The sequence below is a fragment of the Nakamurella multipartita DSM 44233 genome (genome assembly GCF_000024365.1).
Lineage (GTDB): Bacteria > Actinomycetota > Actinomycetes > Mycobacteriales > Nakamurellaceae > Nakamurella > Nakamurella multipartita.
Genome location: NC_013235.1, coordinates 685,465 through 710,406 on the forward strand (window position 1 = coordinate 685,465; position 24,942 = coordinate 710,406).

The window sequence follows — 24,942 nt, forward strand, 5'->3', positions numbered from 1 at the left end:
GAGGCCGGCATGATCACGGCGGGGGTCGATCTGGCCGCGTCCCCGGCGAAGACGGCGATCGCCCGGGTGGAATGGGTGAACGGCGCCGGCGCCCGCCTGCTGACCGTGCACGAGCGGGCCGAGGACGAGGCGATCATCGAGGCGGTGCGGTCGGCGGCCAAGACCGGCATCGACTGCCCGCTGGGGTGGCCGGCCCCGTTCGTCGACTTCGTCCATCGCCACGAGCGTGGCTCGGTGGCACCGCACGAATTCCGCTCGACCGAGCTCCGCCGCTCGATCGCTTACCGGCGGACCGATCTGGTGCTCAACCGGGCCGGCTACCGCCCGTTGAGCGTGTCCGCGGACCGCATCGCGCACGCCGCGATGCGCGCCGCCGGCCTGCTCGCGGCGCTGGCCCAGGACGGCCACGACGTGGACCGCGCGGGTCGCGGCGTCGTGGTCGAGGTGTATCCGGCGGGCGCCCTGCACTACTGGGGACTGGCCTGGCGGGTCTACAAGGGCAACTCGCACACCGACCAGCGCCACCAGTTGGTGCAGGCCCTGGTGGACGACGCGCCCTGGCTCGAAATGTCGGTGGATCAGGTGGACCGGCTCCGGCACTCCGACGACGCGTTCGACGCGGTCATCGCCGCCTTCGTGGCCCGGGCGGCGGCCATCGGTGCGGTGGGTCGGCCGGACCCTGCTGACGAGGAGCTGGCCGCCCGGGAGGGCTGGATCGCGCTTCCGACCACCCCGCTGAACGGACTGCTCGACCCGCACTAGCCAGCCCACCCACCGCAGAACGAGCTCCCAGATCGCGTCGGTCAGGTCCTTCTCGGCTCGCCGCCGGCCCGTTAAGCTGATCACGGGCGGGCCTCCCGCCCAACCCCAGACCGGCTCTCCACGCGGGCCGGCACCGCGGGGCAAAGGGGACTTCGAGAGCCTCGAGGCGCTGCTCGGCCAGACCTGTCCGGACGATCCTGGCTGCGCGGCGGGCGGTGCGTGGAGCCGCCGGCCGCGGACGCAGCCGGGAAGGTTCGACCGTGACTGTCGCCAAGCAGCTCAAATCCCGCATCCGGGCCCGGATGGCTCGCACCGGGGAGCGCTACTCCGTCGCCCGTGCGCAGGTTCTCGGCACGACGGCGGGCGGCCCCGTCGTGGACGCCGGGTGGACCCTGCGTGGGGGCACCGACCCGGACGCCGCGGCGCTGGCCGGCGTGCTGGCCCACCGCCGGGTCACCGGGCCCGATGGGCCGCTGACCGAGCCCCTGCTGCTGGTGGTCGGGGGCGGGCTCGGGGCCGGGTACATCCTGTGGGAGTTCGCGCACGACGACAGCCGCATCGTCGTCCTCGGTTTCAGCCACTCCTGGCAGTACTACGACCGGCGGCTCGCCAACACTGTGGACCGGCTGGGGTTGGACGTCGCCTGGTCCCGGACCGGGGGAGCGGTCGGCGCGGCGGCCGCGCTCGCCTCGACCCTCGCCGCCGGCGATCCCGCGATCATCTGGCCGGACCGCTTCCACCTCGGCTACTGGAACCTGCCGCCGTTCCTGGACGGGCACGGTGGCCACCCCGTGGTCGCCTACGCCGTGGCGGATGGCCGGGTGCACGTTGACGATCGCAACGCCGCCCCGCTGACGGTCGCGACGGCCGACCTCGACCGGGCCCGGGCCAGGGTCGGCAGCTACAAGAACGCGATGCTGCTCGTCCGCTCGCGGGATGTCGTCGTCCCCGCGGACCGGTTGCGCGCGGCCGTGCGCGGCGGCCTGATGGCGACCGTCGAACAGCTCGGCGGCACGTCCACCTCGTTCGCGCTGCCGGCCTGGCGCAAGTGGTCCAAGCTGCTGATCGACCCACGAGCCGCGAAAGGATGGCCGACAGTGTTCGCCGACCGCCGTGGCCTGCTGCGGGCCCTGACCGGCGTGTGGGAAGCGATCGAACCGGCCGGGATGACCGGCGGGCACCTGCGGGGAGTGTTCGCCGACGGGCTGGACGAGGCCGCCGCCGTGCTGGACCAGCCGGCCCTGAGTGCCGAGGCGCAGCGCTGGCGGGCGATCGCCGACCGCTGGCACGACCTGGCCGAGACCGCGCTGCCGGTCACCGTTCCCGCGATCGGCCGGGTGCGCGAACTCACGGCCACGATCACCGGCGCCGTCGCCGAGGGCGATGCGGCGGCCGGCGAACGGGCCGCCGCGGCGGACGAACTGTGGGCCCTGCGGGCCGAGCACGCCGATGCGCCCGCCCTGTCGGAGGACGAGGTCCGCGGTGTCCTGGCGGCGATGAGCGGGCAGCTCGCCGCGATCGTCGCCGCCGAGTCCGCCGCCGTGCAGTGCCTGGGCGCCGTGGTTGCTGAGTAACGAATCCGTCCGGATGGAGGAGAACGGCGTGGTCGGCATTTTCGCGGGCATTGCGGTCCGCGACTACCCGAGTGCGGTCCAGTGGTACCGGCGACTGCTGGGCAGCGAACCGAGCTTCTACCCCAACGACATCGAGGCGGTCTGGCAGCTGGCCGACGATCGTTACGTCTACATCATCGAAGATCATCAGCGGGCCGGCGGGGCCGTGTGCATGATCTGGTTGGACGACCCCGCGGCCGAGATCGCCAGGATCGCCGAGCGGGGCCTGGAACCGGACGAGATCGAGAAGCACGACAACGTTTGGAAATACGTCTTCCACGACGCTGACGGCAACGAGATCGGCATCGGCGGGGACGTCGGGTCGGTTTAGTCGCCTTCCCGGAAAGGGGTGCCCGATGGGCAAGGTAGTGATGTACAGCTCGGTGTCGGTGGACGGGTTCATCGCCGACGAGAACGACCAGCCCGGGCCACTGTTCGACTGGTTGGTCAGCGGTGACGTGCCGCTGGACGACAGCGGCGCGTTGAAGGTGTCGCAGACGTCCTACGACTACGTCCGTCCGTACTGGGACGAGATCGGCGTGACCGTCGTCGGCCGGCACGTCTTCGACCTGACCGATGGCTGGGACGGTCAGCCCCCGAGCGGGATCGATCACGTGGTGGTCGTGACGCACCGGCCAGCGCCCGAGGGCTGGGATCCCGAGGCGCCGTTTCATTTCGTCGGCGACGTCGAGTCAGCCCTGGCCTCCGCGCAGGAACTGGCGGGTGAGCGCACGGTGGAGGTCGCCGCCGGTGACGTCGGTGGCCAGGTGCTGGCCGCCGGACTGATCGACGAGGTGCGGATGGACGTGGTCCCCGTAGTCTTCGGCTCCGGGAAACGCTTCTTCGGGTCGGTCGACGCGCCACACCTGCTGGAGGATCCCGACGTGGTGATTTCGGGGAATCGGGTGCTGCACCTGCGTTATCGGGTGCGCCGCTGATCGAGTTGATCCAATCAGGTCAGCTGGGCACAGATATCGACGGATCGACCGCTGACCTGCTGCACGGTGACCCTCCCAGGTGGGCGCCCGAGCTTCATGTCTGATCCTTGGCGTCGTGCTCGGGGTTGTTGGCCTGGTGGATGCCCACGAGCGAGGTGCTGACCTCCCAGAGCCGGTGGGCCAGGTCGCGGTCGTAGCTGGCCCTTTGACGACTTTTTCGTCCGTTGGTGGGCGAAGTAGGCACCGCTCACGCCGTCGACCTCGGGGGAGCTCGCCAGGTAAATCGGGGTCGCGGCCCCCTGGTCGGGGGTCTTCATGAAGGGCCTCACCAGGGGGAGCACCAGCCGCATCCATCGATCGCTGTCTTCCTGGCCGAAGGAGGTGCGCACCACGCCCGGGTGCAGCACGGTCGCGGTCACGCCGGTGCCTTCGAGCCGGCGGGCCAGCTCATAGGTGAACAGCACGTTCGCGAGTTTGGATTGGTTGTAGGCACGCTGGCCGTTGTAGGACCGCTCGCCCTGAAGGTCGTCGAAGTCGATCCGCCCCATGGCCTGCGCCCCCGAGGACACGGTCACCACCCGAGCGGGAGCGCTGGCGACGAGCAGGTCGTGCAGCTCGTGGGTGAGCAGGAATGGGGCGAGGTGGTTGAGCGCGAAGGTGTGCTCGAGGCCGTCCGCGGTGACGTGACGGTGCGACCAGTAGCCGCCTGCGTTGTTCACCAGCACGTCCAGCCGCGAGTAGGTCGCCTTGACCTCAGCGGCCAGGCGCCGTACCTCGGACTGGGCGGACAGGTCCGCCTCGAAGACGTCCACCTGCGCCGAGGGCACCTTGCTTCGTACGGCGTCTGCCGCGGCCGCGCCTCGGGCGGCCGAGCGGCCCACGATCCCCACGCGGGCGCGGAGTCCGGCGAGACCGGTGGCTGCGGCCAGCCCGATCCCGCCGGTGCCGCCGGTGACCAGCACGGTCTTGCCGCCCATGAGGTCGCGGGCGTTCATCGTCAGCGGACGATCTTGAAGTTGAACGTGCCGGTGCCCAGGGTGCCCATCAGCCGCAACCAGATGGGTAGCAGCATCTCGGTACCCCGCGCGGTCTCGAGCGGGCCGAGGTCGATGACGTCGTCGTGCCCGAAGGACTGGAGGAGAGAAACCACGGTGGCCTTGGCTTGAGAATCGTTGCCGGAGACGAAAATCGACGAGGACTCACCGAGCGACTTCGGGTCGACCATCAACGAGGCGTTCAGCGTGTTGAGGGTCTTGACGACCTTGGTCTCGGGGAAGGCGCGCTGGATCTGCTCGCCCAGGGAGTCGGTGTCCTTGACGAACAGGGTGGGCGGGAACCCGTGGGAGAAGTCCAGCGGGTTGGCGATGTCGACCAGCACCTTGCCGGCCAGGTTGTCTGCTCCGGCGAGGCCGAGAAGGTCGAGCGAGACCGCGCCCGAGGAGGCGTTGACCACAAGCTCGGCGCTCGCCGCTGCATCGGCGAGAGTGGCGACGGCCACGCTCTCGTGAGCCGCGCGCCAGGCCGAGAACGGCGGGTTGCCCATGCCGTCGGGCTCGGTTCGGGCGAGGGTGGCCGCGGGATCGCGGGTGCCGATCACCACGGTGTGGCCGAGCTCGTGCAGACGGCCGGCGATCGCCTTCCCGACCATGCCGGTACCGAGAACTGCGATCTTCATGAGATGCCCTTCGAGAGGGTTCCGAGACCGTAGACAGGTCTGTCTGCCGATCCCATGGACAGTAGCAGACAGATCTGTCTACCATCAAGTGGTGACCGCCTCTCCCGCCCGCGAACGCATCCTCGAGACAGCCTTCCGCCTGTTCTATGCCCGTGGTATCCGAGCGGTCGGTGTGGACCTGATCATCGCTGAGTCCGGCGTCGCCAAGGCGACCTTCTACAAGCACTTCCCGGCCAAGGACGAGCTCGTGCTCGCCTACCTCGACAAGGTGGACGGGATCTGGACCGGTCAGCTCCAGGCGGCCGCCGAAGCCGCCGGCTCCAACCCCGCGGACCAGTTGGTCGGGCTCTTCGACGCCCTGGGAACGGCCTGCCGCCGGGACGGCTACCGGGGCTGCGCATTCATCAACGCTGCCGCGGAGGCCGTGCCCGGCACGCCCGTGCACGTGCGCACCGTCGCGCACAAGCGGGCCGTGCTCGCCTGGTTGCGCGACCTGACCGCACGGGCAGGTGCCGACGATCCGGACACGCTGGCGAGGTCATTGGCGCTGTTGCTCGACGGTGGCCTTGCGGACGGGGCGCTCGCCGCGGATCCCGAGGCCCCGCGCGCTGCGCAGCAGGCGGCCCGCGCTCTGATCGCCGCAGCGCTCGCCCCAGCAGCGTGACCGTTCGGTGCCTGACAGAGACGGCTTGGCCATCCCCCGCCCACGCCAACGGCCGCGGACCATAGTGGCGGTGGGCAGACGTAGCGCGAACGTGCGTCTGCGCTGGTCACAGGGGCGGAGGATGGGGGATTCGAACCCCCGAGGGCGTTAACCCAACACGCTTTCCAAGTCGGCGAACGCATGTCTGCTGGCGGTCCTCATAGGCCCTGACCAGGCAGAACTATTACTGAAAGACCTGCGTGGACAGCCGCGAACAGAGATAACTGAGACTAGAAGGGTCTGCCCCCGGTCTGGTTGACACTCGGGGTTTGCATTAGTCAGGCCGCTTCTGCGGCCTTGTAGATCATCTCAAACTCGACCGGGGTGAGCTTGCCGAGGGCCCGCTGGCGGCGTCGTCGGTTGTACTTGGTTTCGATCCAGGTGACGATCGCGAGGCGGAGGTCGTCGCGGGTGTCCCAACGGCGGGTGTTCAGGACGTTCTTCTGCAGCAGGGAAAAGAAGCTCTCCATGCTGGCGTTGTCGCCGGCGCCGTGGGAGCGGCCCATCGACCCCACCAGGTCGTTGTTCGCCAGCAGCCGCTGGGTCCGCTTGGCACGAAACTGACCGCCTCGGTCGGAGTGACAGACTGTCCCGGCCGGGCTGCGGAGCGCGATCGCGTTGCGCATCGCGGCCCGCGCCAGGGACGACTTCATCCGGGAGTCGATGGAGTAGCCCACGATCTTGTTCGACCACACGTCCTTGATCGCGCAGATGTAGAGCTTGCCTTCGCGGGTGGGGTGCTCAGAAATGTCCCACAGCCACACCTTGTTCGGGGCGTCGGCGAGGAACTCGTGACGTACGACGCCGTGCTCGTCGACGACCGCGAGGAGGTCGTCGTGTGGCGCGGGGCCGGTCGAGCCGGTCTTGGAGCGCTTCTTGTGGTGGCTGGCAGTGATGCCGGCGATGCGGCACAGGCGGTGCACCCGGTTCTCCCCGACCTGGATGCCGTGCTCGTCTTCGAGCTCGTCGGTGAGGAACCTGTAGCCCAACGTCGCATCGTCGCCATGGAGGTCGTAGAGCTTGTCGATGAGGTGGGCGTCGTCGTAGTCCCGCTGGCATACGGGGTCGCTGAGCCACTTGTAGTACCCGGCCCGCGAAAGGCCGAGCACCCGCAACGTCACCGCGACCGGCACCCTGATCGGGGCGCCGGTCGCAGCCATCTCTCGGACGAGCGGGAAGACTATTTTCCCGGCAGGTTCGCCTGCGACAGGTAGGCCGCTGCCCTACGCAGGACCTCGTTCTCCTGCTCGAGGAGGCGGTTGCGCTTCTTCAACTCGCGAAGCTCAGCACGGTCGACGTCGGTGAGACCGGGACGGCGACCGTCCTCGATGTCGGCCTGCTTCATCCAGTTCGCGAGCGAGCCTTCGGAGATGCCGAAGTCCTTCGCGATCTGCGTCAGCGTCGCCTGGCCCTTGCGGGCCACGGCCACGACGTCGTCGCGGAACTCCTTGGGATAGGGCTTAGCCACGAAAGACATCCTTCCGTCTGAGGCCGAAACCTCAGAGGTCAGGTGTCAACTGAACTCGGGGCAGACCCGAACTGAGACGACGAGGCCTTGGTGCAGCGGGGTGAGACCAGCGACGATGAGCCGCCGGGGCGGTTAGAATCCGCGCGTCCGACCGTTGGTCCTATGTGTGGCCGGTGGAGTCGCGTGCGGCCATCCTGCGTATCTAGGATCGACATACACCCGCTCCTGAGTTTGTGGGTGTCGCTGTTGCGCCTGCCATGCTGCGAATTGTTGGCTGGCCTGCCACTGGGCGTACTGCTGGGCCCGCCATTCCCAGTTGCGGCGGTCCTGAGCTGCGTTTTTCCTCTTGACCATGGCGTTCGCAATGCCAAAGATCGCCCAGTAAAGCAATAGCCAGAGCGCAGCGTTCACAACGATATCGAGAATTATCCCTACACCGAGGACGGGTGTTCCTCGCCGTGAGGAGAGCTGGAGCAGCAAGGGCGCAGCACCTGCGACGATGCCGATAACGACTCCGCCGATCTTCCAGGTTCGCACGCCGCTGGGAGAGATCCCGTGGGGAGCTGGAATGGCCGGCTGGTGGTACACGACAACGCCCCCTCGGTTGATGCTATGTCCAAGTGAACACCGTCGAGCCCCGTTGAGGCATTCCCTCGATTGGGTGGGCTGTCGTACCTCGACCGGGGAACCGTGGGGGGAACCGGGCGGGTAGGCCACGCCATATGTGACGTATTCAGTCGGCTCTCACCACTTCCTCAATCAGCATGGACGCCCGCTTCCGTCACTCGTTGCAACGGGGCCCGGTCGTCCCTGGCTGGATGCGGCTCGGTGCGGGCATCGAAACCTCGGGCCGGTGCTCTTCGATGCGAACGCGGATCACCCGACAGGGTGAACGTCTTTTCCGTCATCCTCGCTCGTGGCGACGTCGAGGACCGCCGCGATTCGTCGGAAGTCGGCGTTGGTCGCGGTGACTTCTCGGTGCTCGCGTCGTCGCCCGTGGGCGCCACCGCTGCTGTGGCAGCCCGTGACCCCCCCCAGTTGCTGCCAAGATACGGAAGCTATGTGCGGCAACGGGGTTTGACACGTCCCGCAGAGTTGTGCGCTGGGTGCTTGTTACCAGCCAACAAGCTCTGGGTCTAGTCACAGACCATGGGTGCGGTCTTAGGGGGCTCGGGTATGCGGGGATCAGGACCGGACCAGTATGATGCCTCAAGCCTTAAAGCTCACTCACGGCGACCGGCTGCCGTCCCGGATCGGAAAGTATTTCTATTGGGGGTTTAGGAGTATGCGAGCGCGACGCGAAGACAACTACCCACGGGCTAAGTTGGCTGCCTATTCAGTGATATGCCGAACTCTATACCCTGGAGCAATTAGGCAATTCCAACCTCGGCCAGGAGCGGGATTCGCGCAATGACAGCTGCCGCCAGTTTGGGCCCCGGTAACAGTGGAGATCCAGATACGACGACAGCGGCAGACCATGCGAGCGCCGCAACCGTCGCCATAGTTATTTGCGCGAACCTCCTGGCTATTGTCGCAACCTTCGGCGTGCTCGGCGTTATCGGAAAGGCATGGAATTCGTTCGCTCTATCAGTTCAGTCACAGCAGTTTCCGGTCGCCGGAGTAATACTCGCAGTGTCCATGATCGCCGGGGCAATCGTCCTTTCGTTATTCGATCTCGGAACCTTCGATGGCGTTGGATGGAAGTCTACGACGGTTGCATTTCTGCCACTTTGCTGCGCCCGCGCCGCTGCCGGGTGCGCCTCCGCCATCGTCTTCTGCTATCTGGCTCACGACGTACTTCCTTGGGAGCTTGGCAGCACCGCCACTTGGTTTACGCACTTGGGCACGACTTTCGCGGCCCTGACCGGCGGGTTGTTCGTCGAGTGGGCCTGGAAAACGTTGGTTGACGGGCACCGGCCTATCGCGGAATCAAGAAAGGACCTAAAGCAGAGTCAAGTGGTGGTGATGATCATGATCATCGCGTCGAGCACCTGTGCGGGCCTCGGAGTCCTTCTCTTCGAGCGAAGCAGTAGTTCTCCACCCCGATCCTCAAGCGCAGGGTCGATTACTGTATTGACTGGCCGAACAGACGTGCCGGTGGTTGCTCGAGTTGAAATTCTAAGAGGTGTGTCGGTGAACAACTTGAGTTCCAAGCACGAGATTGACGGCTGGTCGACGACTTCTGTCGACCGCCCCGTTGGGGCCGCGGTCGTTACTATACAAGCACAGAACCCGACAGAAGAGAAGATCTCGTTCGACGTTGATGTACTGGCCTCGGGGAAAATGCGCATGGTTTCTCAAATTGAAGGGTATCAGGGCCGTTTTAGCGATTCCGTATTGATCGCACATCCCAAGAGCTGCGATGACAGCGGCGTTTCTCAACTTGAGACATCAGACTACACCAAGGACTCCCGCTACTCACAGGTTGCTCTAGCAAAATTCAATATAGAGCCACATGGGACGGTCAGTGTCGACATTGGCGTTACGGGAGAATTTTCGTGGTATTCGGATCTGCGCACCAACTCGTTCGTCTCTCTCCCGACAGTGAGCGCGGACTACGGGTCGAGTTGCCTGGTCGTCCAAGGGGGCAGCGGCGCCATCGTGAGGACCCCTTCGGACTTGACTGCATCGGTCGGAATTGACGCCAGAGTCGGCTTGGAGGGCCATGTCGAATCGCAGCCCGTTCTTGCAGATCCAGCAAAGCTGGTTTGGGAATCGAAGCTGAGGGATCCGAATTCAACCGCGCAGGATAAGTCGGAACGAATAGGGACTGGCATCTCATCGTTAAGTCCTTCGTATACGGTTACCACCGACGCGACGAAGCAGGCAACAGACCGGGGCCTATTTCTCGCAGGCATCCTGTCGAGTGCGGCCGTAGCCTTCCTGGTTCTCGGATTCGACAAGTGGCAAGAGGGGCGCCTTCGCTTGTCCGGTGACATGTCTTGAAAGAGTAGAGAAAGTCCTCACGAAGCAACCAGGTGGGTTCCGTCGTGGACCCGGACGTGCGGGATGTCGCTACCCGGCAAGGCGTCGTTGACACGCACGGCGTAGGCCGGGGTCATGCGAGCCAGGGCGTCGGCGGGCTCTAGCCAGGCAACCTCGGTTGCTTCGTCGCTGATTCGCGCTTGGCCGGCCTCGACAGCGCACCTGAAGACGAGGGCGACGATCCCCCTGGTCATGTTCTTGTAGACGCCGGTGAGGGGACCTACCGAGACTCGGATGCCGGTCTCTTCCAGTACCTCGCGATAGACGCCCTGTTCGAAGGTTTCTTCGAGTTCCAAGACCCCGCCCGGGGGTTCCCAGTGTCCGTTGTCGTGTCGTTTGACCATGAGCACCTGGCCGGCATCGTTGAGCACGACTCCGGCGACCGATACAGAGTGCGGCTGGGTGCCAGGCATGAACCACTCTCTCCTCGTGTGGGTTGATCCTGCGATGATGACACGAATAGACGAGTGGAGGAGCGATGATCGACCAGCTCGATGCGATCGATCGGCACAGTGATCGTGCTCCCTACCGGCAGATCGCCGATTCGCTTCGAGCCGCCATCGCCTCGGGTGATGCGGCGCCGGGCTCGAAGTTGCCTTCCGAGTCTGTGCTGATGGAGCGGCTCGGGGTTGCCCGGATGACGGTCCGCCAGGCGATCCAGGAGCTTCGGGCCGAGGGACTTGTGGTCGCCGAGCATGGTCGTGGGGTCTTCGTCCGGACAGCTCCCCCAGTTCGCCGGCTCGCCTCGGATCGGTTTTCACGGCGGAAGCGGGAAGCAGGCAAAGCAGCCTTCATCGCAGAGGCCGAGACCAGTGGGTACGAAGCATCGGTGGACCAGATCGAGGTCAGCAGGATCTCGGAGGCTCCCTCGTTCGTGGTGGAGCGGCTCAGGATGTCCACTCGGGATCTTGTCATCAGACGGTCGCGAAGGTACTTGGCCGACGCTCGTCCGGTTGAGCTGGCAGTGTCCTATATACCGGTGTCAGTCGGTGCAGGTACCGCAATCGAGGCCGTTGACTCAGGTCCGGGCGGGATCTATGCGCGGCTGGAAGAGACGGGCCACGTGCTCGGGGAGTTCGTCGAGGAGGTCGGAGCGCGCATGCCGACGGTCGACGAACGCCGCCGACTCGAACTGCCTCCCGGAACGCCCGTCATCACGCTGGTGCGAACCGCTTTCGACCTCTCGGGGCTTCCCGTCGAGGTCTGCGACACCGTGAAGGCTGCGCCTGCGTACGTCTTGGAGTACCGGTTCCCGGCGAAGTGATCTGACGACCGCCACAACTCTGTCGGCACCTCTTGTAACTCCTCTAGGTGAGTGTTACTGTCCGAACTCATCCGGGTACAGCTCTAGACGAGTGGAGGAGTTATGCAGTTTCGGGTGGACACGGACGGGATGACGTTCATCGTGGGCGGGATCCGGGGGGTGATGGATTTCGAGACGAAGGTCCAGGTGCTGGACAAGTCGTCGGGGGTGCCGCTGTTCGACGTGGATGTGATGGCGGTGCTGACCGGCGAGCGACCGGAGCAGTTGACGGTGCGGGTGGTGGGTCAGCCGTCGGGGATCGAGATAGGCACCCGCGTCCGCTTCCGGGACTTGTCGGCGCGGACGTGGGAAATGGGCGACCGGCACGGGGTGTCGTTCAAGGCCAGCCGGGTCGAGCCCTGGACCGCCGGCCGCTCATCGGGTGATGGGAAGGCGGCATAGTCATGTCGTCCGAACCGTCCCTGGTCGACGAGCTGTGGGAATCGCTCGTCACGGCCGTCATCGCCGCCGGAGCACTCCTGTGGTGGCTGCTGCGCCGGCCCTGGCTGCTCGGCGCCACTCTGCTCGTGACCGGCGTGGTGCTGGTCGGCGGCTGGCTGGTCGGCGTCCTGGTCCTCGGTCTCGCACTGATCGGCGTGGCCGGCCTTCGCGGGCTGCGTCCGGACCTGTTCGCCCGGCTGGTCTCTCGACCGTTGCGGCGGGCGCAGACCGGGTCGCGGTATCGGCGGGACTGGACCCGAGTCAGCGACTTGTGCGGCCTGACGAAGGAACTCGACGGCCGAACCCTGCACCCGGACCTGCTGCGCGTCGAGGTCGGTGATGTTTTTGACCGGCTGCTGCTGCGGATGGTCACCGGCCAGGCCCTGGCCGACTACGAACGCGCGTGTCCGGAACTCGCGTCGTCGCTGGGTGGGCATCTGGCCCGGGTGTGGGCGGACAAGCCGGGCCGGCTGTGGCTGGAAGTGATCCGCGACGACGCCCTGGCCGACATCTTGCCGGCCCGCCCCATCCCGGCCACTGACGAGGTCGACCAGATCGAGATCGGGGTGCGGGAGGACGGCCGGCCGTGGGTGCTGCGGCTGCTGGGCACGCACGTGTTCGTCGCCGGGGTCCAGGGCGCCGGAAAGGGGTCGGTCATCTGGTCGGTCCTACGTGGGCTGTCCCGGTCGATCCACTCCGGGGTGGTGCAGGTGTGGGCGGTCGACCCGAAGGGCGGGATGGAGCTGGCGTTCGGCCGGCCCCTGTTCACCCGGTTCGCCTGCGAAACCACGGCCGCGATGGTCGAGCTGTTGGAGGACGCGGTGATGGTGATGGACGCCCGGTGCGCCCGGCTGGCCGGTGTGACCCGCATGCACCATCCCACGGTCGATGAACCGTTGGTCCTGGTGATCGTCGACGAACTGTCCACCCTGACCGCGTACGAGCCCCACACCAAGCTGCGGACCCGGGCAACCGCGGCGATCTCGGCGCTGCTTGCCCGCGGCCGAGCGGCTGCGGTCGTCGTCCTGGCCGCCGCGCAGGATCCGCGGAAGGAGGTCGTCAGCTTCCGCTCGCTGTTCCCCACGAAGATCGCTTTGCGGTTGGACACCCCGAGTCAGGTCGACATGGTCTTGGGCGACGGGATGCATCAGATGGGTGCCCTGGCGGATCGGATCCCGGCCGGCCGGCCCGGCGTCGGTTACGTGACCGTGGAGGGCATCCGGGAACCCGTGCGGGTCCGCGCCGCCTACGTCGCCGACGAGCAGATCCACGCCCAGACCCTCGACTACCCCGCCCCTGTGGCTGACCCGGCCTTGCTCGCTGTCGATGGCGGTGATCCGCAATGACCGGCGCGGTGTTGACGTCGGCGGTGGTGGTGCCGGCGGCGCGGGTGATGGTGCAGGACGGGCAGGTCGACGAGGCCACGGCCCGGGAGGTGATGCGGCGGTTGGTGTCGCCGGAGTTCCGGGCGTGGCGGCGGCAGGTCCGCGGCGCCGGGTTCTGCCACCGCCCGGTCCGGGTCGCCGGGCAACGCTACCGGGACGGCGCATCGGGTCGTGAGGTGCTGTTCTCGACGCGGACGGAACCGGACTGTGCGTTGTTGATCCGCTGCGGCAATCGCCGCGGGTCGGTGTGCCCGCCGTGCAGCCGGGAGTACAAGGGGGACGTCTGGCATCTGCTGCATGCGGGGACCGCCGGCGGGACCAAAGGCGTCCCCGAACAGGTCGCGTCGCATCCGATGTGGTTCCTGACGGTGACCGGTCCCGGGTTCGGTCCGGTTCATGGCGCGACGTGTGGGCGCGGGAGGGCAGGCCGGAGCGCCAGCGGAGGCCGGACCGGACGCGCCGGTGACCTGTGCGTGCACGGCCGGGGACGAACCTGTGCCCATCCTCATGCCGACGATGATCCACAGCTGGGGGAACCGATCTGCCCGGCCTGCTACCAGTACCTCGCCGCGGTCGCGTTCAACTGGCGCTCCCCGGAGTTGTGGCGCCGCTTCATGATCTCCCTGCGCCGCCGGCTCGCCGCCGGCCTGGGCATGAGCGAGGCCGCGTTCGGCCGACAGCTGCGGCTCAGCTACGCCAAGGTCGCCGAGTTCCAGAAACGCGGGATCGTACACTTCCACGCGATCATCCGCCTCGACGGCACCGGCGACGGCTACCCACCCGCCCCGGTCACCGTCCCCGACGAGCTGTTCACGGCCGCGGTGCGGCAGGCCGTCGCCGACGCCACGGTCACCGCCACCCTCGGCGACCACGCGGTCCAGCTCGGGTTCGGCGACCAGATCGACATCCGCCCCCTCCGACACGGGATCGACGAGCACTGCGCCGACGGTGTTGTCGATGACGGTGCCGGTCCGGTGACGTCGGGGATGGTCGCGGCGTACATCGCGAAGTACGCGACGAAGGCCGCGGAGGACTTCGGCCTGGACTCCAGGGTCCGGACCGCGCTGATCGCCCGGCAGGCCGGGTTACGACCCCACGTCGCGGCGATGATCCTGGCCGCGGAGCAACTCTCGGCGCTGCCGGGGTACGACGGTCTGCTGCGGTGGGTGCACATGCTCGGCTTCCGCGGGCACTTCACGACCAAGTCGCGCCGGTTCTCGGTCACCCTCGGCTCCCTGCGGCAGGCCCGCCGCGACTGGCGCGCCGCCCGGGCCGAGAAGTGCGCACCGGCGGCGCCTGATGACGCCGACGACATGGAGTGGCCGGCGCCCGATTCACAGCCGGGCTTGTGGGACGACGAGACCTTGGCCGGCGGCGCCGGTGATGACGAGCCGGTTCCGGTGGTCGGTGAGTGGCGGTTCCTGGGGCTGGGTTACACGAACCCGGGGGATGCGCTGCTGGCCGCGTACGAGCACGCCGACCATCTGGCGGCGTTGGAGTTCCTGCGACAGGAGGCGCGGACATGACCGTGACGAGACTGGCGTTGGACGGGCACGGGTCGGTGCTGGTCAAGGCGCTGAATGAGGCGATCACCGCGACGATGAACGATTTCGGTGGCCGGCACGGCTGCGGGCCGATGCACTGGTATCTGCGGGAGGTCAACGGCTTCGACCGCGGCGACGTCATCGGCTTCCCGGGCGGCCCGAACGACCACGACCCCGCCGCCGGGATGAGGCTCAGCGAAGCGTGGGCCGGCCTGTTGGGCCTGGTCGAGCGGGATGACGAGATCAACGGCTACCGGTCCTGGACCGGCACGGCCGGCAGCAGCCGCATCGAGATTTGGTGCCGGACATGAGTGGCAGGCGCCGGCAGTTGGCGCTGTTCGATCTGCCCACGCCGACTGGCCGACGGCCGGCCCGCGACCGACTGACCGCGACGGCGGCCGAACCGGACGACGGGGCGGAACCGGCGACGCCGATTCTGGGGGCTGCTCCGACTGCGGCGCCGAATCGGTCGGGGCGTAGCGGGTCAAGGGTGCCCGCAGGGCATCGCGCAGCGACGCGCAGCGCCCTTGACGCGCGTAGCCCCGACTGAACAATCAGCGCCCCCGGAGCAGCACCCACCCAGCACGACGAGCACGACCACGACACACATTCGAGATCCACCGACCCGGTGGGTCTATTCGGCGACCCCTCGGGTCGCCCCGACAAAGGGAGATGCGAGATGGGCGGATTGTATGGTGGTCTCCGCACGGAGATCATCCAGTTGGCGGCGCCGGTGGCGGTGGACACGTCGGGGATCGGGAACTGGCTGCGGGACAACGCGGTCAAGGTGATCCTGATCGTGATCGGCCTGGTCATCCTGATGGCGTCCCGCCGCGGGGACCACTCCCGGGTGGTCAGCGTCGTCGGGCTGTCGCTGATCGGGCTCATGGTGCTGGGGATCGCGTTCTCCGGCTCCGCGCTGGATGTCGGGTACTGGCTGGCGAAGCTGTTCATCCCGAGCCTGGCCACGCCGGGTGCCCCGTCCACCGTGACGCCGACGACGGGTGGGTGAGCGTGATGCGGATCCGTACCGATGATGAGCTGCGCCGGGTCGATGCGCGGTGGCTGGGGCCGCCGAGGGTGTCGTTTCCGTGGCCGGCGACCCGGTACGTCGCCTACGGCGTCGGCTTCCTCGTGTTCTTGACGGTGGGCTGGGTGTTCGCCCGCTTCGTCGAAGTCAGCTTCTGGACCATGCTCTACACGCTGATGATCACCATCGGCATCACGGGGTGGGTCTGCAAGCGGATCGACGACGAACGGCCGTTGTCGACGCTGCCGGCGGTGCTGTGGGCCGAACTTGGCACCCCCCGCCACTCCCCGCACGAGCAGCCGACCACCTCGACGGTGTCCTGGGTCGGTCTCACGTTCGTCCTGACCGACGCGGTGAACGCCGATCGGCGACACCCACCCGGCCTGCTCAGCATTCCCTCCGAGCCGGCCCGGCCGGCCATGGGCCGACGGCTCGGTCTCGACCCCTCCCGGGCGGTGATCTCCGATGCGGCATGACCGAAACCCCAAGACCGACAAGCAGTCCCCGAAGATGCGCCCGGCGAAGGCGCCGGGGTGGGCGAAGGCCTGGGAGCCGGCGGCGGCACGGTTGCCGTTGCGGACCCGGCAGGTCGTCGGCCACGTCACCCTGACCGGCAACACGGGGACGGCGTGGTACCGGCTGGATCCGGTGCCGTGGTCGTTCCGGCCGGACCGGGACCGTGAGCAGCACATCCTGAACCAAGCCGCTGTGTTGGCTGGGTTGTCGGGGCAGTCGGTGCGGATCCGCGGCACCCAGGTGCCGTTCCCGGTGCGGGAGTGGGCGCAGGCCCACCACCAACTGGTCACGCAGCGGCAGGCCGCGTTCGGGGCGGTGCCGTTGCCGTGCTGGCCGGACCTGCTCGCCGGGGAGCAGCGGCAATTCCTCGGTGAGCACCTGGCCGAGAAGCAGGTCTACCTGGGCGTGGACTATCTGCACCGCTCCCCGCTGGCGCAGCTCGCCGCCGGGCTGTTGCCCCGGTCGTGGCGGCCGTTGGCCCGGGAACTCAACGCCCAGCAGGGCAAGCTGGCGGCGTTGGACACGTTGATGGCGCGGCCGGGGATGCGGGGCCGGCCGGTCACGGCCGGGCAGATGGCGTGGCTGCTGCACCGTTCCACCCACCTCGGCTTCCCCGCACCACGACTCCGGTCGGAGCCGGACGTGACCGACTGGGACGCCGGGGATCTGGCCGGTCTGCTGGACCAGGTGTCCTGGACCGCGGAACCCTTCGCCACCACGCTGCGCGTCACCGGCATGGTCGACGGCCGCACCCTGTCCCGGCATGTCGCGATCCTGACGGTGGGCCGGATGCAGCCGATGACGATCCCCCAGGTGGATCTGCCGTGGATGGCGATCCCCGACCAGTTGGGCATCCCGCTGGAGTGGTCCGCGCACGTGTTCGTGCGGCACGACCACGAGGTGCGGGAGCAGCTGCGGCGGGTGATGTCCCGGATCACGTCGCAGACCAAGCATTACCAGGTCGAACACGACCAGGACCCGCCCACCGCGCTGCGGGAGCAACACGACCTGGCCCTGCAGGTCGAGGCGGAACTGTCCGACACCCAGGACTTGTCGGCGAGCCGCGCCCGCGGCTGGTGGCGCCTCGCCGTCTCCGGCACCAGTGAAACCGAGTGCTTGGAGAACGTTGAGCGGGTGGTCACGGCGTATGCGCGGCGGGTGCAGATCGAGCACACCTACGGGCAGCACGACCTGGCCCGGGAGTTCCTGCCCGGGGAACCGGTCCGGATCCGCGCCCACCGCCGCGACCTCCCGGTCCGGGCCGTCGCCGCGGGTGGCGCCGCGATCACCTCCACGGCCGGGGATCGGACCGGGTGGAACATCGCCCGCGCGGTGCTCGATGGGCGCACCCCGGTGATGTACGACCTGTGGGCCAACATGGAACGGTTCGATGTCGCCGGCTACTACCCGATCGTCGCCGGCCTGGGCGGCGGCAAGTCGACCCTGATCGGCGTTGTCATCGGCAAGACCGGCGCCGCCGGCATCCCGTGGACGTGCGTCGACCCCGCCGGCCGCCTCGGCCGCCTGGCCCGCACCGCTCCTCTGCGCTCGCATGCGCGGGCGTTGGACCTGGTCAACGGGCACCCCGGCTCCCTGAACACGTACCGGCTGGTGGCCGAACCCCACCCGGACGATTTCACCATCCAGGATCTGGCCGACCTGGAAGACGCGGACCTGGCAGCGCTGGGCGTCGATGCCGCCGACCTTGGCACGGTGACTCTGGACGATCTCGACCAGCAGCTGGTCGAGGGACTGCGGGACCGGTGGTTGCAGCGGGCCCGGGTGCGGGCGCAGGCCGCCCGCCGCCGGCTCACCGTGGACTCCCTGACGCAGGTCCTGCCGGCGTCGCTGGTGGTGCGGGGTGATCAGGCGCCGCACGTCACGACGGAGTTGCTGCTGGCGGCGACGCTGGTGGATGCGGCGGATGGGCCGTTCGCCGGCCGGCCCAAGCATCCCGGTCTGGTCATCGAGGCGCTGCGGCAGTCCCGGACGGAGCATCGGCAGGTGGCGTTGACCACGGCGGAGCTGCTGGACTCGATCCGGCACGAACCCTTGCCGTCGCTGCTGTTCCCGGAACGCGACGAGCACGAGGCGGTCGCGTTCGACCGGCAACTGATGTTCTTCTCCACCAAGGGCATCGCCCTCCCGGATCAGCACGTCGGGCAGGAGTACTGGGGCGACGAGGCCCGGCAGGGTGTCGCGATCCTGAACCTGGCGTCGTGGTTGTGCCTGCGGTGGGTCTACGGCCTCCCCGCCGGGCAACGCAAAGGGGTGGCCCTGGACGAAGTGCACTTCCTGGAGCAGCTCTCGTCGGGCCGGTTGATGCTGACCGAGTTCGCCCGCAACACCCGCAAGCAGAACCTGGCCGTGCTCGCCGCCAAGCAGGAGGAGGCGGCCGGCTCCGACAACGACACGCTGCGCAACTTCGTCGGCGGCGCGTTCCTCGGCCGGATGGACGACGAGCAAGCCGCCGCCCGCGCATTGGGCCTGGTGCAGATCCCGACCGGCGTCGGCTACGAGCAGGCGCTCCTGGACCTGCCCCGGCCCACCGACGACGCCGAGGACGTGCCCAGGCAGTTCCTGTTCTACTCCCGCGGAGGCGCCGGCTGTAAGGAACTGATCGAGATCGCCCGCGACGGCGACCATCTCGACTGGCTCTGGACCGCCCTGGAATCCGCCCCCGGCCAAACCTTCCACCGGGCCGCGTCATGACCCGCGTCCGCCGCCGGCCCCGCACCACGGTCACCATCTTGGTGGTGCTGGGCTGCTGGCTGCTCGGTGTGCCCGGCTCGGTGATGATGCTGGCGGTCGGACTGCTCCTGCTCGTCCTTCTGGTTCATCGGCTCGGCCGGCCGGTGTACGTCGTGCAGCGTTTCGGCCAGCCCGAGTACCTGGTGCAACGCCGGACCTGGATCCGGCCACTCGCGATCGCCACCGTCGTCGGGCTGCTCCTTTTCGCTGCTGCCCCACCGGCCGGTGCGGACCCGATCGGACCGTCGGTGCCGAACGCCACGGACTACTGCCGGCTCGCCCCACCCGCCGAAACACCCGGGTCCGGAGTGGCCGGGTTCCTGGATCCGCAGGCCGGCCTGCCGTTCGACGGCACCGCCTACGGCGACCACGGGTACGCCGGGTTCTTCTGGTGGTCCTACGACCCCGGCTGCGTCAACAGCGTCACTCAGCTGGTCGGGATCCAGTCCCCCTGGGACGCTTCGGGGGCGTCGCAGTCCACCCAGCTGGGGAACTGGCTCCTCGGCGGCGCCGTCCTCTTGGATGCCTGGGCGACCGGGATGCGGGCCCGCGCCCTCGACCCGGACACGTTCAGCAGCCTCGACACCTTCATGGGCACCGTCGCGACCGCCGGGTACGCGGTGCTGATCCAGCCGTGGGTGTGGCTGCCCCTGGTCATGCTCGGCCTGACCGTCCTGACGTTGGCGATCCGCGGCAACCTCCCGGAGGTGTTGCGCCGGGTCACCACCGCGGCCGCCGGCCTGGTCGTCGTCACCGTCGCGGCCGCGGCGCCGATGGACCTGATCCGCAGCGCCGACCAGGCCCTGGTCGACGCCCAGCAACGCATCGACACCCAGGTCTTGAGCCGGCTCCCGGCGGACGTCCTGCCGCAGATCCAGCACTGCGACTTCGACCAGACCGCTCTGTATGAACCGCGCTTCGACGACGAAGGCCAGTTAAGGGTGGCCGGCACGGCGTGCACGAACAAGTACACGCCCGACCCGAAAGACCCGGTCAATGCCGACTACCTGCGGCGCTGGCTCTACCCGGAAGTATTGGTGCGCAACACCATCCAGCGGTACTGGCAGCAGGGCATGATCGGCTCGCAGAACCTGACCGGCCCCGACGCCGACCTCGGCGCCCGGTTCCTCAACGGGCAGGCCGTCAACCTCAAACTGCCCGACCCGACCAAGATTCAGCAGAACGCGCCGGCCGGCGCGGTCTGGTGCACCTACCAGGACAACAAGCAGGTCTGCGGCCGCAGCAACAAGCCCGGCCCGCCCGGCAACGTCTTGGCGGCCACGGAGTCCGAGTACCGCTCCGCGATCCAGGACGCCGGCCCCACCATCTACCCCTACATCCAAGGACGGGCCGGGAACCGCACCGCGGCCGGGTTCAGCGCCCTCGCCGCATCCGCAGCCGCCGCACCGTTCCCCGCCGCCGCCTACACCGCCGTCCTCACCGCCCGGTTGCTGCTGCGGCTCGCCCTGATCGCCGGCCTGTTCGTCGGCATCGGCATGATGGTCCGCCCGCACCTTGCCCGCCGCGTCCTGGGCGTCACGGTGAGCAGCCTGCTCGTGGTGATCATGTTCAGCGCGGCCGGCGCCCTCATGACCTACCTGTCCATGGTCATGCTCAGCCCCACCACGCTCGCCGGGTACCAGATCGACCCGAACTCCGGCGTCATCATCCTCGCCCTCGCCTCGGTCATCGCGTGGCTGCTGACCCGGCCGATCAAACGGATCACCGGCATGTTGTCCTACGCCGTCACCGGCAACCCGCACCAGCTGTCCGAGCAGCGGCGCCGGGCGATGGCCGGCCTGCACCGGCTCACTCCACTGCCCCGCTGGCGCCGCGGGACCAGTCACCGGGTCAGCGACCCGCAGGAGAACCCGACCGAACCGGTCACGCCGACCGAGCCGGTCCGGCCGAGCCGCCCCGAGCAGGTCACCATCGTCCGACGCCGCACCACCCCGGAACCGGCCAAGCCAACCGCCGGATCGGCACCCGGCCCGATCACTCTCGAGCCGGCGACCACGACCCTCCCCCGGATCACCCCTGCCGTCACCAGCCGACGAGCAGTGGATGAGCCCACCCGGGCGATCCCGGCTGTTGCTGCTGCGATCCCGGAGCCGCACGTGGCGGCCGAGTCGGCTGGGCCGGTTACCGGGTGGCGGCCGCCGGTCGCCCATCTGCACCGGCAGGTCTGGAATGGCCGCGGCTGGGTCCTCGCCGACGACGATCGCGTGTTCCACCCCGCACGCACCGACCGACCGGTGTCCGCGCCGGTCGATGAGACCGCGGTGTTCCGGCCCCCGGATCCGCCGGCGTGGGCCGACCATGGCCGCCCCGAGACCCGCACCACCCGCTGGCCCGCCGCCGACGACCCGAGGAGGCAACGATGAACGCACGCACCGCCTGGCGCTGGCCCCTCCGCAGCCGCGGCCGGCTCATCGCCCTGGTCCTCGCCGCCCTGGCCCTGGCCCTGCTCACCAAGACCATCCTCGACTCGGGCGGCAGCACCGCTGCAGCGCCGGCCGGCCCAACCGGGGCGCCGGGCATCGTAGCGGCGTCCACCGGGACGACCAGGCCGACCGCGGTGCCGACCAACCCGGCGGAGTGCGTCGCGCTGTGGGTCAAGGGTCCGGATCGGGACGCCTGCCTGTACCGGGAGTACGGCATTACGCCATCCGACCACCCGAGCCGGAACCCAGGGACCCGGTCGTCGACCACCCCTGTCATGATCGGCGTCCCGGTCACGACCACGATCGAGGGTGCGGCGTCCGGGTACGTGCCGGAGACCGACCAGGCCGCGGCCCTGGAAGTCGCGGCGCGGTTCGTGGACGCCTGGTACGCCGGTGGCTCCGATCAGGCCTGGCAGGACCAGGTCAGCCGGTGGGCCGACCCGACCCTCGCCAGGCAACTGCCCACCCTGAACCGGGACCTCCTGCCAGGGAGCCGGCGCGAAACCGAACCGGCGATGCGCGCGTTCCAACCTGGACTGGCCAGCACCGGCGTCGCCACCAACAACGGATCCCTCGCCCTGACCGTGATCTACACCGACGCCGGCTGGCGGGTCGTCACCGTCACCGTGGAAGCGCCATGACCAGCGCACCTTCTCGCCGAATGCGTGGGCTGGTGCTCGGCCTGGCCGGCGTCGTGCTCACCGGCTGCACGTTGGCGGGCGCCCGCGGCGCCACCATCAACACCATCAGCCGGCCCACCACCGGCACCGGCGACTGCCAACCTGCCGCCGTCACCGGCACCGCACCCGGCCTCGACCCCGCGCAGGAAGCGAACGCCAAGACTGTCCTCGGGGTCGCCGTCGGTCGCGGCCTCGGTCCGACCGGCGCGGCCATCGCGGTCGCCGCGGCTCTGGCCGAATCCAGCCTCTACAACTACGCCAACGATGGCACCAGCACGCTGGTCGGGTCCGCCGAAGGACGTCAGCTCAACGACTCGGAACGGGCCGTCGCCCGCCAATCGCTGGGCTACCCGCACGACAAGGTCGGCAACAACCTCGACAGCATCGGCCTGTTCCAGCAACGGCCCATGACCGGCTGGGGCACCCCGGACCAGCTGATCAACCCGGCCACCGCCACCGGCAAGTTCCTCGATCGGATGGTGACCGTCGCCAACTGGCAGACCGTCTCGCCCTGGACCGTGGCGCAGAAGGTGCAGGGGTCCCCGTCCAGCGACGGCGGGATCTACCGCGATAGCTACCAGCAGGCCACCAACATCGTCGCCGCCCTCAACACGGGATCCGCGCCCACCATTACGAGCAAAGGGCCGAGTGTCGTCGCCGAGGTCGCGGCCGGTACGACCTGCGGCCAGCCGGCCGCCAACCGAGCAGGCGCGACCGGGCCGGCGGCCTGGGGCGGCTACCAGAACGGACGCATCCCCGCGACCGCGCTGTGCCCGGTCCCATCCAGGCCGGCCCTGCAACTTGAATGCGGCGCCGCGACCGCGTTCGACCACCTCAACACCGCGTTCAAAGCCCAGTTCGGGCAGGACATCGGCATCACCGACGGCTACCGCTCCTACGACGAACAAGTCCAATGCCGACTCGAAAAGGGCAGCCTGTGCGCCAACCCCGGCACCTCCAACCACGGCTGGGGCAAAGCCGTCGACATCGGCGCCTGCTGCGGCATCAACACCGGAACCGGGCCGGCCTTCGACTGGCTCACCACCAACGCCAGCCGCTACGGCTGGAACCACCCCGCCTGGGCCCAACCCGGCGGGTCCAAACCCGAACCCTGGCACTGGGAATACGGCGCCATCTCGTAGGAAGGAGGAACTGTGATGGAAGCGATCGAGGCTCCGGCCACGACGATCACGGCGAAGGAGGACACGTCGCCAAAGCTGCTGCTGAGGATCGAGGAGGCGGCCGAGCAGCTCGGCATCGGCCGATCCCTGATGTACCGGCTGGTCCTGTCCGGGGCGATTGAGTCCGTGCGCTTGGGTCGGCTGCGTCGGATACCAGCCGAATGCCTGGGCGAGCACGTCCGTCGGCTCCGCGACGAAGCGCGGTCGACCCAGGTCAAGTGACGTGACCAGCCGGAACCCGAACCGGGCGTCCTCGGTCTATCAGGGGAGCGACGGCTTCTGGCACGGGAGGGTGACCGTCGGCTACCGCGACGACGGTTCTATTGACCGCCGGCACGTCATGGCCAAGACCAAGGGTGTCGTGGTTCAGAAGGTCCGTGACCTGGAACGTGCACGGGACCAGGGCCAAGTTCGACGACCCGGCCAGCGATGGACAGTGGCTGCCTGGCTGGACCATTGGCTGGAGAACATCGCCCGGCCGAACTTACGCGCAACCAGCTACTCGGCCTACCAGGTCGCGGTGCGCCGGCACCTGATCCCAGAGATCGGCAAGCACCGCCTGGACCGGCTCGAACCCGAGCACCTGGAACGGCTCTATCGCAAGATCGTCGCTGATGGCGGCCGCCCGGGTCGCGCGCATCAGGTGCACCGGACGATCCGCACCGCGCTGGGCGAAGCGCATCGGCGAGGTCACGTCGCGCGCAACGTCGCTGCACTCGCCCGGCCCCCGCGAGTCCAGTTGGAGCCCATCCAGCCGTACACCGTCGATGAGGTGCGGGCGATCATGAGCACTGCCCGCGCGCACCCCAACGGTGCCCGCTGGGCGATCGCTCTTGCGCTCGGGCTGCGGCAAGGGGAAGTGCTCGGCCTGACCTGGTCCGACGTCGATCTCGACGCCGGTTTCTTGCGCATCCGCACGACGCGGCACCGGCCGACCTACGCACACGGCTGTGGTGGAACATGCGGCAAGTCGGCAGGTCGGTGTCCGCAGCGGATCCAAATGAACCGAGCAGCTGGGGATACCAAGTCCGACGCCGGCCGGCGGGTGGTCGGCCTGCCTGCGGCCCTGGGCGAGTTGTTGCGCGAGCAGCGAGTCGAGCAAGAACGGTGGCAGGAGGCGGCGCGTCAGCTCTGGCAGAACGGCGATTGGGTGTTCACCTCCAGGGTCGGCGCCCCATTGAACCCGAGCTCGGATTACCACCGCTGGAAGGCACTGCTCAAGGAGGCCGGCGTTCGCGACGGTCGTCTTCATGACGCCCGGCATACGGCGGCCACCGTCCTGCTGGTTCTGGGCGTCCCTGAGCGCACGGTGATGGGCATCATGGGCTGGTCGAGCACGGCGATGGCGGCCAGGTATCAACATGTGACGGACCCGATCCGTCGTCAGGTCGCCGACCAGGTCGGCGGGCTGTTGTGGTCGGACGAGCGGAGCCGCCCAGAATGACAACTGAGACTAGAACTGAGACTAGGACCGGTTCGGCCGTAGGGCCGGGGCCAGCGCGTTCCACGTTTGCGCTGGTCAG

General features: G+C 68.5%; 23 protein-coding genes. 19 read left to right on the plus strand and 4 right to left on the minus strand.

The genetic code is table 11. The features are described 5' to 3' along the window. Positions 1-9: 9 nt before the first annotated feature. The 4 genes from NAMU_RS03080 (at position 10) to NAMU_RS03095 (ending at position 3,313) form a co-directional block, all read left to right on the plus strand. Positions 10-762, plus strand: a complete 753-nt coding sequence (locus NAMU_RS03080; protein ID WP_015745953.1) for a DUF429 domain-containing protein — start codon at positions 10-12, stop codon at positions 760-762. A 260-nt stretch (positions 763-1,022) separates the two neighbouring features. After that, a complete protein-coding gene (locus NAMU_RS03085; protein ID WP_015745954.1) occupies positions 1,023-2,336 on the plus strand; it encodes a BtrH N-terminal domain-containing protein in 1,314 nt (437 codons plus the stop codon). Positions 2,337-2,364: 28 nt separating this feature from the next. After that, a complete protein-coding gene (locus NAMU_RS03090) occupies positions 2,365-2,706 on the plus strand; it encodes a VOC family protein (RefSeq protein ID WP_015745955.1) in 342 nt (113 codons plus the stop codon). A gap of 25 nt (positions 2,707-2,731) precedes the next feature. Then, positions 2,732-3,313 (plus strand): dihydrofolate reductase family protein, encoded by a 582-nt coding sequence (locus NAMU_RS03095; protein WP_015745956.1) that lies wholly within the window; start codon positions 2,732-2,734, stop codon positions 3,311-3,313. Between the two features lie 14 nt (positions 3,314-3,327). Here the strand turns inward: NAMU_RS03095 and NAMU_RS03100 are convergent, their stop codons facing one another. After that, on the minus strand, positions 3,328-4,308 hold the full coding sequence (locus tag NAMU_RS03100; RefSeq protein WP_015745957.1) for an SDR family oxidoreductase: 981 nt from the start codon (positions 4,306-4,308) through the stop codon (positions 3,328-3,330). 2 nt (positions 4,309-4,310) lie between these two features. Beyond that, positions 4,311-4,988 (minus strand): NADPH-dependent F420 reductase, encoded by a 678-nt coding sequence (locus NAMU_RS03105; RefSeq protein WP_015745958.1) that lies wholly within the window; start codon positions 4,986-4,988, stop codon positions 4,311-4,313. A gap of 88 nt (positions 4,989-5,076) precedes the next feature. On the opposite strand from NAMU_RS03105, the gene NAMU_RS03110 reads away from it, so the two are divergent. After that, positions 5,077-5,652 carry a TetR/AcrR family transcriptional regulator gene (locus NAMU_RS03110; RefSeq protein ID WP_015745959.1) on the plus strand — a complete coding sequence of 192 codons (576 nt, stop codon included), beginning with the start codon at positions 5,077-5,079 and terminating at the stop codon, positions 5,650-5,652. Positions 5,653-5,969: 317 nt separating this feature from the next. On the opposite strand, the gene NAMU_RS03115 is transcribed toward NAMU_RS03110, so the two are convergent. Continuing rightward, positions 5,970-7,159 (minus strand): IS3 family transposase gene (locus NAMU_RS03115; RefSeq protein WP_086008617.1). Its coding sequence is split into 2 segments (ribosomal slippage): positions 5,970-6,878 and positions 6,881-7,159, totalling 1,188 coding nucleotides; the frame shifts between segments, so codons are not numbered across the junction. Between the two features lie 1,410 nt (positions 7,160-8,569). On the opposite strand from NAMU_RS03115, the gene NAMU_RS29050 reads away from it, so the two are divergent. After that, positions 8,570-10,105, plus strand: a complete 1,536-nt coding sequence (locus NAMU_RS29050; RefSeq protein WP_015745961.1) for a hypothetical protein — start codon at positions 8,570-8,572, stop codon at positions 10,103-10,105. A 17-nt stretch (positions 10,106-10,122) separates the two neighbouring features. Here the strand turns inward: NAMU_RS29050 and NAMU_RS03125 are convergent, their stop codons facing one another. Next, positions 10,123-10,557: an NUDIX hydrolase gene (locus NAMU_RS03125; protein WP_015745962.1), complete on the minus strand. Its 435-nt coding sequence runs from the start codon at positions 10,555-10,557 to the stop codon at positions 10,123-10,125. 65 nt (positions 10,558-10,622) lie between these two features. On the opposite strand from NAMU_RS03125, the gene NAMU_RS03130 reads away from it, so the two are divergent. From NAMU_RS03130 to NAMU_RS03195, 13 genes are all read left to right on the plus strand, one after another. Next, positions 10,623-11,408 carry a GntR family transcriptional regulator gene (locus tag NAMU_RS03130; protein WP_015745963.1) on the plus strand — a complete coding sequence of 262 codons (786 nt, stop codon included), beginning with the start codon at positions 10,623-10,625 and terminating at the stop codon, positions 11,406-11,408. 102 nt (positions 11,409-11,510) lie between these two features. Next, on the plus strand, positions 11,511-11,849 hold the full coding sequence (locus NAMU_RS03135; RefSeq protein WP_015745964.1) for a hypothetical protein: 339 nt from the start codon (positions 11,511-11,513) through the stop codon (positions 11,847-11,849). A gap of 2 nt (positions 11,850-11,851) precedes the next feature. Further along, positions 11,852-13,234: an FtsK/SpoIIIE domain-containing protein gene (locus tag NAMU_RS03140; RefSeq protein ID WP_015745965.1), complete on the plus strand. Its 1,383-nt coding sequence runs from the start codon at positions 11,852-11,854 to the stop codon at positions 13,232-13,234. Then, positions 13,231-14,799 (plus strand): replication initiator, encoded by a 1,569-nt coding sequence (locus tag NAMU_RS03145; protein WP_015745966.1) that lies wholly within the window; start codon positions 13,231-13,233, stop codon positions 14,797-14,799. The genes NAMU_RS03140 and NAMU_RS03145 overlap by 4 nt, the downstream gene beginning before the upstream one ends. Continuing rightward, positions 14,796-15,128 (plus strand): hypothetical protein, encoded by a 333-nt coding sequence (locus NAMU_RS03150; RefSeq protein WP_015745967.1) that lies wholly within the window; start codon positions 14,796-14,798, stop codon positions 15,126-15,128. The genes NAMU_RS03145 and NAMU_RS03150 overlap by 4 nt, the downstream gene beginning before the upstream one ends. A gap of 368 nt (positions 15,129-15,496) precedes the next feature. Next, complete coding sequence (locus NAMU_RS26960; protein WP_015745968.1) at positions 15,497-15,829, plus strand: hypothetical protein; 333 nt, start codon at positions 15,497-15,499, stop codon at positions 15,827-15,829. Positions 15,830-15,834: 5 nt separating this feature from the next. Continuing rightward, positions 15,835-16,323, plus strand: a complete 489-nt coding sequence (locus NAMU_RS26965; RefSeq protein WP_015745969.1) for a hypothetical protein — start codon at positions 15,835-15,837, stop codon at positions 16,321-16,323. Beyond that, on the plus strand, positions 16,313-19,075 hold the full coding sequence (locus tag NAMU_RS03165; protein ID WP_015745970.1) for an ATP-binding protein: 2,763 nt from the start codon (positions 16,313-16,315) through the stop codon (positions 19,073-19,075). The genes NAMU_RS26965 and NAMU_RS03165 overlap by 11 nt, the downstream gene beginning before the upstream one ends. Continuing rightward, positions 19,072-21,498 carry a hypothetical protein gene (locus NAMU_RS03170; RefSeq protein ID WP_015745971.1) on the plus strand — a complete coding sequence of 809 codons (2,427 nt, stop codon included), beginning with the start codon at positions 19,072-19,074 and terminating at the stop codon, positions 21,496-21,498. The genes NAMU_RS03165 and NAMU_RS03170 overlap by 4 nt, the downstream gene beginning before the upstream one ends. Further along, on the plus strand, positions 21,495-22,199 hold the full coding sequence (locus NAMU_RS26970; protein WP_015745972.1) for a hypothetical protein: 705 nt from the start codon (positions 21,495-21,497) through the stop codon (positions 22,197-22,199). Before NAMU_RS03170 ends, NAMU_RS26970 begins: the two co-directional genes overlap by 4 nt. Then, positions 22,196-23,380 (plus strand): M15 family metallopeptidase, encoded by a 1,185-nt coding sequence (locus NAMU_RS26975; RefSeq protein ID WP_245544856.1) that lies wholly within the window; start codon positions 22,196-22,198, stop codon positions 23,378-23,380. Before NAMU_RS26970 ends, NAMU_RS26975 begins: the two co-directional genes overlap by 4 nt. 15 nt (positions 23,381-23,395) lie before the next feature. Further along, a complete protein-coding gene (locus NAMU_RS03190; RefSeq protein ID WP_015745974.1) occupies positions 23,396-23,641 on the plus strand; it encodes an excisionase family DNA-binding protein in 246 nt (81 codons plus the stop codon). 1 nt (position 23,642) lies between these two features. Further along, positions 23,643-24,863, plus strand: a complete 1,221-nt coding sequence (locus NAMU_RS03195; protein ID WP_015745975.1) for a tyrosine-type recombinase/integrase — start codon at positions 23,643-23,645, stop codon at positions 24,861-24,863. Positions 24,864-24,942: the final 79 nt, after the last annotated feature.

Bases quoted from the DNA above. Each gene is read 5' to 3' on its own strand.
- NAMU_RS26970 (WP_015745972.1), top strand. From the start codon at position 21,495: ATGAACGCACGCACCGCCTGGCGCTGGCCCCTCCGCAGCCGCGGCCGG.
- NAMU_RS03105 (WP_015745958.1), bottom strand. From the start codon at position 4,988: ATGAAGATCGCAGTTCTCGGTACCGGCATGGTCGGGAAGGCGATCGCC.
- NAMU_RS03135 (WP_015745964.1), top strand. From the start codon at position 11,511: ATGCAGTTTCGGGTGGACACGGACGGGATGACGTTCATCGTGGGCGGG.
- NAMU_RS03130 (WP_015745963.1), top strand. From the start codon at position 10,623: ATGATCGACCAGCTCGATGCGATCGATCGGCACAGTGATCGTGCTCCC.
- NAMU_RS03140 (WP_015745965.1), top strand. From the start codon at position 11,852: ATGTCGTCCGAACCGTCCCTGGTCGACGAGCTGTGGGAATCGCTCGTC.
- NAMU_RS26960 (WP_015745968.1), top strand. From the start codon at position 15,497: ATGGGCGGATTGTATGGTGGTCTCCGCACGGAGATCATCCAGTTGGCG.
- NAMU_RS29050 (WP_015745961.1), top strand. From the start codon at position 8,570: ATGACAGCTGCCGCCAGTTTGGGCCCCGGTAACAGTGGAGATCCAGAT.
- NAMU_RS26965 (WP_015745969.1), top strand. From the start codon at position 15,835: ATGCGGATCCGTACCGATGATGAGCTGCGCCGGGTCGATGCGCGGTGG.
- NAMU_RS03150 (WP_015745967.1), top strand. From the start codon at position 14,796: ATGACCGTGACGAGACTGGCGTTGGACGGGCACGGGTCGGTGCTGGTC.
- NAMU_RS03145 (WP_015745966.1), top strand. From the start codon at position 13,231: ATGACCGGCGCGGTGTTGACGTCGGCGGTGGTGGTGCCGGCGGCGCGG.
- NAMU_RS03100 (WP_015745957.1), bottom strand. From the start codon at position 4,308: ATGAACGCCCGCGACCTCATGGGCGGCAAGACCGTGCTGGTCACCGGC.
- NAMU_RS03095 (WP_015745956.1), top strand. From the start codon at position 2,732: ATGGGCAAGGTAGTGATGTACAGCTCGGTGTCGGTGGACGGGTTCATC.
- NAMU_RS03170 (WP_015745971.1), top strand. From the start codon at position 19,072: ATGACCCGCGTCCGCCGCCGGCCCCGCACCACGGTCACCATCTTGGTG.
- NAMU_RS03190 (WP_015745974.1), top strand. From the start codon at position 23,396: ATGGAAGCGATCGAGGCTCCGGCCACGACGATCACGGCGAAGGAGGAC.
- NAMU_RS03080 (WP_015745953.1), top strand. From the start codon at position 10: ATGATCACGGCGGGGGTCGATCTGGCCGCGTCCCCGGCGAAGACGGCG.
- NAMU_RS03165 (WP_015745970.1), top strand. From the start codon at position 16,313: ATGCGGCATGACCGAAACCCCAAGACCGACAAGCAGTCCCCGAAGATG.
- NAMU_RS03125 (WP_015745962.1), bottom strand. From the start codon at position 10,557: ATGCCTGGCACCCAGCCGCACTCTGTATCGGTCGCCGGAGTCGTGCTC.
- NAMU_RS26975 (WP_245544856.1), top strand. From the start codon at position 22,196: ATGACCAGCGCACCTTCTCGCCGAATGCGTGGGCTGGTGCTCGGCCTG.